The sequence below is a fragment of the Chitinophaga sp. 22308 genome, from assembly GCF_052045305.1.
In the GTDB taxonomy this organism is placed as follows: domain Bacteria; phylum Bacteroidota; class Bacteroidia; order Chitinophagales; family Chitinophagaceae; genus Chitinophaga; species Chitinophaga varians_A.
Genome location: NZ_JBQEOP010000007.1, coordinates 567,829 through 574,158, shown reverse-complemented (window position 1 = coordinate 574,158; position 6,330 = coordinate 567,829). Strand labels below are relative to the sequence as shown.

Below are 6,330 nucleotides of genomic sequence, written 5' to 3'. Positions count from 1 at the left end.
TGACGGTACCAGCTCCGGCCCATGTAGCATTTACGATATCCGTAAAGCCAGGCAGCGCGTTAGGCGCCACGGCTTTGATGGAGTATTGGGTAATGTTACCGGTCGGGTTAGACAGTACCAGGTTGAAGGAACCGTCTGCGTTACATACCGGCGGCACAGCAGCTACTGTTACAGTTGGAGCGGCATTGAGGACCAGCTTAATGGAAGAGGTGTTGTTGGCACATACGCCATTGCTGATGGTCCATGTAACGGTTACAGTCTGCGGCGTGCTGGTGGCCAGTGTTGCGATCGCATTAGGGTCATTTGGATTGCTGAAGGACACGCCCGTACCGGACCAGGTACCTGTTTCGGTAGGTTTCGGTGTGTTGGCTTGCAGCTGGAATTTATTGTTGCCGCACTGGATGATATCATTACCGGCCTTGCTGGTGGTAAGTGATTCTGTATTCTTTAATGTGATATTGGAACTTGCCTTACAAGTGGTGTTATATTTATTATTTACTGTCCATGTCAGTACTACGGATGTTCCGGCCTGTAATCCGGTCACGGTAGTTTTCGGATCGGTAGGATTTGTAATGACTGCGCCATTGGCTGGTGGGTTGATCGTCCATACACCTTCCTGGTCAGCAGGCAGGGCAGGAGCGTTCATGGTAAAGTCGCTTACATTACACTGAGGAGCGACAGTGCCCGGGTCAGCCACCGGAATAGCTCTTACTTCAACCGCTTTGGTTTTGCTATCGACGCAGGTCAGGTTGGTGACAGTCACACCGTAATTGTGTGTACCTGCCGGAGTAGGCGTATGGGTAATGGTTTGGGTGCTGCCAGTCTGGGCAACGCCGTCGATGGTCCATGATTTGGTGTAACCACTATTGGACGCGGCGACGCTCAGAGAAATGCTGGTGCCCAGACAGATGTCAGACGGACCGCTGATAGTAGCATCCGGTTGTGCATCTACTCTTAATTTAAATGGTGCGTCGTAGGTACATCCCAGGTTATCATCATTCTGAATGGTCAGGATGAAATCATAAGTGCCTGGAGCAGTGTTGGCTGGCAGTGCTGCATTGATAACGCTACCAGTGGCGGGCCAGGTACCTGTTTCGCCGGTGTAGGCAGGCAGTGGGTTACCAATGCCTGGTTTCAGGGCATATTTGGTAACAGTGCCGCTCAGCGCTGAGAAGTTGATTTTAAACTGGGTGGCAGTCTGACAAACAGGAGAAGCGGTAGCTGTTACCTTAGGAGCAGGACGCAGGTGCAGGTTTACTTTGGATATACCATTAGCACATTTGCCATTGCTCAGTGTCCAGGTCACGGTGATGTCCTGTGTAGTAGCAGCGCCGGTCAGTTTGGCGTTGGTACCAGGTGCCATAGGATCATCAAACGTAACGCCGGCAGGTCCGCTCCAGGAACCGGTTTCCCATGGCAGGGGAGCGGTGCCGCTGATGGCGAAGGTTTTATTGGTGCCGCATTGGGTGATATCTACGGGAGCAGCAGAAACAGGGACTGGCATATTGATCAGTACCACTTCATCGCTCGCAGCGCACTTGCTCAGGTTCTTGTTGGTAACGGTCCATACCAGTGTGACGGATTTACCTACGCCCAGATTGCTAACGGTAGCATTGTAAGCGGTAGGATTGGTCAGGGTTGCGCCCTGGTCATCTCCGTTTTTAAAGCTCCATACGCCGGTTTGATCGGGTGGAGGCTGATTGCCGGCGAGGGTAAAGGTGCTGGTGTTACACAGCTTGATGTCCGGTCCGGCATTGGGATTGGGCATCGAATTGACGATCACCTCTGTCTGGTCTGAAATGACGCACTTTCCATTGGTCACTGTCACCGTATAAATACTTTTTGCCGGTGGATTAGTGATAGTCGTTGGTATATGCGTGATGGAAGTGCCTGTGGCCCCGGCTATTACCGCTCCGTTGTAGGCCCATGTAATAGGAGCATACTTGGCGTTTTCCGGCTGGATTTCCAGTTGGGCTTGTTCGCCATAACAGATACTGGGGTCTGTCAGCAGTTTAACGTTGACGATAGGTTTCTGATAAACCACAATTTCTGCGCGGTTACTATCGCGGCAGACTTTATTATCACCATAGGTTTTTTCACCGACTACTTCATAGGTAGTGGTAACAACGGGACTTACGTCCAGTGTGGTACCAGTAACCGGTGGGTCTACCTTCCATATATAAGAGGTATATCCCCCTGTTACTTCCAGGTGGGCTTGCTGGCCGTTACAGATTTCATTACCGGTCACCGAAATCTGCGGTTGTGGCAGGATCGTGATTTCTACCGGTCGGGAAGGAGCGGCGCAGTTACCAAGACTGACGTTGTCCCGTTCTGTGATGCCTACCCTGAAATAATATAGTTTGGAGACGACGGGGTCTCCTTTAAGTGCTCCTGCAGTAAAGTTCAGGATTGGTGTTTTTGCACCGCTTACTGTTCCCGCATTCATCGGGCCATCCACCATGTCAGTATAGGTAACCCCATCAGTACTTATCTGCCATTGATAGACAGGGTCCTGGAAATAAGTAATAGGCTCCAGATAAGCTGTCAGGCTTAACGGAGCGCCACCGCAGATCTGGTCTTTTATTCTTTTTTCATCTTTCAGGCCATCTACGTATGCATAAAGATCGGGACTGCAATAGGTAAATGAGATATCATCAATAGCAATATCGTTACCGCAGCCACCGAAGTTGTTGTTTACGATCGTGAGTTTTACGGATGTCAGGTTCGGAGGAATTTTAAAGCTGCCTCCATATTGTATCCATTCCGGTATTTTGAGGTTCATGGACACGTCATTCGTGTTGAACCTTTGCAGTTCAGCCCCTGTGGTGGGGTTGGTGAGAATAAAGGTAACCCCTGCGTAGTGATAACCTTTGGGAGCGTCCGTTGCCCTGGCACATATATCGTCAAACACCTGCATGCCGTTCACGTTCATAAAATAGGCAGAGAAGTTATAGACGGAGCCGGGACAGAGGCCGGTGATGGTTCTTTGATAAAAGGCTTTTTTCTCAATGGCGGAGTTGATCACCAACATACCACCGAAGGTATTGACGCCATCTCCATTACCGGTTCTATCATATGCTTTTACCCATTCCGGTTTTCCCTGGGTGTGATAGTATTCTATATAATCATTATCTGCTAAGTTGCTGGTGTTAGAAGCAAATTTGTAGGTTTGAGATGGATTGGCCGCGTAAAGGGCTTCAATAACCGCGTTCTTGCGGGGAGCGGCTCCTGCATTAAAAATTCCGAAGTCCTCTTTAAATCCTGCCATGGTACTGATCGTACCTGCGCACTGGGTAATAGTACAGTCCTTTACTTTGATCGTACGGGAGGCAGTTATATAACTGCCTGACGAGTTATAGATCTTCACAGTAAAAGTGTATGTGCCCACCTTCAGCAGTCTGATGGTCATCGCTGTCACGTTTGGATAGGCGGCGAGGGGTTTACGCCCCAGCCACTTATCTGTGACAGAAGAGTTGATGGCAGCTTCTGTGTACAGGAACTGGTAGTCCGATGCCGCCAGGGCCGGAGACACGCTCCAGTCCATATAGGACGTGGTAAAACCACCGGACCATACCAGACCGTTCAGTGTGGCAAAGCTTCCTGCGCAGATACTGTCGGGCGCATTGATAAATGCCGTCGATTGTGCCATCGTCTTGTTTGACGGTAGCACAAAGCCCGTTAACAGGAATAAAAAGGTTAAAAGTCGTTTCATAGGTGTAAAACAGTTAAGTGAAAAAAGTATCAGTTCTGAGGGCTGTTGCCTGTTCAGTAACTGTTGTTTTCCAACCGCTTACATGGGTCTGTAGACTCGGAAAGCCTTTTCCGGTCAGGGTGAGGGAAGGTGTAGAATGTTTTCATAGGCACTAGGTGTTTAAACGTTATATGGCTAAAATATGCGACTATTTTAAGATTAAAATTAAAAATAATATAGAGAAATAAAAAAAGTGGTAAAATTTATAATATGAATTCACACAAGATAGGAAGAGAAGGAGGGTTAACGAAAATTGATTCTCAACCGGTTAAAGGAGGTTAAAAAAATATTAAAAAAGTTATCCACATTTGGAGGTTGCCTGTATTTATTTATCTGGTACTGTGCTTTATGAAATTATTTTCCTACCTTTGCAGACCAAATTTGATGTAAGATGCCCAAAGTAAGAACACATTCCCGCGCCAAGAAGACCTTCAAGGTTGGCGGGAACGGACAGATTAAGCGGTTTAAAGCATTCAAAAGCCACTTACTGACTAAGAAAGCTACTAAGAGAAAACGTAGCCTGAGAGGAAGCACGCTGGTTCACGAAGCAAATCTTAACCTGGTTAAGAGAATGCTCGGCCTCCGCTAGTATCCGTCCAAACAATCGAATTTTATAACCTGAGAAAAAACACAAGACAATGCCTCGTTCAGTTAACGCCGTAGCTTCAAGAGCCCGGAGAAAAAGGATCTTAAAGCAAGCCAAAGGCTTTTACGGTAAAAGGAAAAACGTTTACACCGTAGCGAAGAACGTCCTCGAGAAAGGACTCACTTATAGCTACGTAGGTCGTAAATTAAAGAAAAGAAACTATCGTCAGCTGTGGATCGCCCGTATCAACGCTGCGGTAAGAGCAGAAGGTTTGACCTATTCTGTGTTCATGAACAAATTAGCTGGTAAGAACATCGATCTGAACAGAAAGGTGCTCGCTGACCTCGCTATGAACGAACCAGAAACCTTTAAAGCACTGGTTGCTTCCGTAAAGTAAGCGCTAATTAACTTTAAATACCAAATAGCTGGCATCCCAACGGATGTCAGCTATTTTATTTTTAGGGAACAGGCCTACCACGGCAGATCCGCTGCCGCTCATGGTGGCATATACCGCTCCCTCGCTGTACATGGTTGCTTTAATGGCAGCCAGCTCCGGGTACGCTGCAAACACCGGCGCCTCAAAATCATTGCTGACAGCTTGTTTCCACTCCGTCACCGGTAACTGTATCACTTCCTTTAATGCCCGCGCCGGCGCCTGTGGCGTGATCTGCCGGAAAGCCCAACCGGTGTTGACATGAATGCCCGGATGCACCAGCAAAAAGGAATAGCCTGAAAGGTCCAGTGACAGCGGCTCCATGATCTCACCCCGGCCGGTGGCGTAACAGGGCTGATTGAGTATGAAGAAAGGACAGTCGCTGCCCAGTTGGGCGGCATAGTCTATCAATTGCCCGGAAGTAAGTCCCAGCTGGAATTTATTATTGAGCAACTGCAGCATAAAGGCCGCATCAGCGGAGCCTCCGCCTAAACCGGCGCCGATAGGGATATGCTTGTGCAGGTGGATGTTGACCGGTTGCAACTGTGGATAGTCGCGCTGCAATAAATGAAACGCACGCAGGCACAGGTTGTCTGCCGCATCGCCGGGAACGGGAATACCGCTGCTGGTGAATTGCAGTGTGCCGGGTGTGATCACTTCCAGCGCATCTGTTACCGGCAGGGGATAGAAGACTGTTTCCAGGTCGTGGAAGCCGTCAGCTCTTTTGGCGGTGATATGCAGGCCCAGGTTTATCTTGCAGTTGGGAAAAACGATCATGTTTGTGGTATTAACACGGCAAAACCGCAGCGGCAGGGGATTCCCACCGGCAGCAGCAGTCCGTTCTGAAAAATATTATTTGCTTTTTCTGGCGTTTATTTCATCGCGGATAGCGATGGCGCGGATATAATCTTCCTGTTCCAGTACTTCCTGGAGAAGCTGTGTGAGGTCGTCCAGGCTCATGGCTTTGAGATCGTCTTCTGCGCCTCTCTCGTGTTCGGAGATGGTAGGGGTGACCGGTTTCGCACCGCTCTTTTTGCCGGCAGGATCGTCCAGCAGTATTCCGGCGCTGTTGAGGATATTTTCGAACGTGTAGATCGGACATCCGAAACGAACGGCCAATGCCAGCGCATCAGAAGTCCGGGAGTCTATCTCAATGGTTTCGTCGTTGCTGGAACAGATAAGTTTGGAGTAAAAGATGCCCTCCTGTAAATTGCTGATCACCACTTCATGAAGCTCTATGTTAAAGGCGTTCATGAAATTTTTCATCAGGTCATGTGTGAGGGGGCGGCTGGGTTGCATTTTTTCTAACGCTACGGCTATTGCTTGTGCCTCAAAGCCTCCTATCACGATCGGCAAACGGCGTAATCCGTTCACCTCTCCCAATACCACGGCATATGAATGAGTCTGCGTAATGCTGTGCGATAAAGCAACTATTTCCAGTTCTATTTTTCTCATATCTGTCTTGCGTTGTCGCTGAATATTTTGTAAGACCGTGAAGTTAGAAAAATATTCCTTATCTAAAAAAAATCTTAATCAATTACGGGTTACGAATTACGGAAT

At 48.5% G+C, this 6,330-nt stretch carries 5 protein-coding genes; 2 read left to right on the top strand and 3 right to left on the bottom strand.

The window, feature by feature from the left end; translation table 11 throughout:
- Window positions 1-3,712: hypothetical protein (locus ACTJJS_RS28440; RefSeq protein ID WP_440666896.1), on the bottom strand; the 3,712-nt coding region annotated here is incomplete at its 3' end.
- A 430-nt stretch (window positions 3,713-4,142) separates the two neighbouring features.
- Here ACTJJS_RS28440 and rpmI point away from each other — a divergent pair.
- Together rpmI and rplT are read left to right on the top strand one after the other, a co-directional pair.
- Window positions 4,143-4,340 (top strand): 50S ribosomal protein L35, encoded by a 198-nt coding sequence (rpmI, locus tag ACTJJS_RS28435; protein WP_078673351.1) that lies wholly within the window; start codon window positions 4,143-4,145, stop codon window positions 4,338-4,340.
- A 49-nt stretch (window positions 4,341-4,389) separates the two neighbouring features.
- Window positions 4,390-4,734, top strand: a complete 345-nt coding sequence (gene rplT, locus ACTJJS_RS28430) for a 50S ribosomal protein L20 (RefSeq protein WP_078673350.1) — start codon at window positions 4,390-4,392, stop codon at window positions 4,732-4,734.
- A gap of 3 nt (window positions 4,735-4,737) precedes the next feature.
- Here the strand turns inward: rplT and ispE are convergent, their stop codons facing one another.
- On the bottom strand, window positions 4,738-5,547 hold the full coding sequence (gene ispE / locus ACTJJS_RS28425; RefSeq protein ID WP_440666894.1) for a 4-(cytidine 5'-diphospho)-2-C-methyl-D-erythritol kinase: 810 nt from the start codon (window positions 5,545-5,547) through the stop codon (window positions 4,738-4,740).
- A gap of 75 nt (window positions 5,548-5,622) precedes the next feature.
- Complete coding sequence (locus tag ACTJJS_RS28420) at window positions 5,623-6,225, bottom strand: bifunctional nuclease family protein (protein ID WP_168874385.1); 603 nt, start codon at window positions 6,223-6,225, stop codon at window positions 5,623-5,625.
- Window positions 6,226-6,330: the final 105 nt, after the last annotated feature.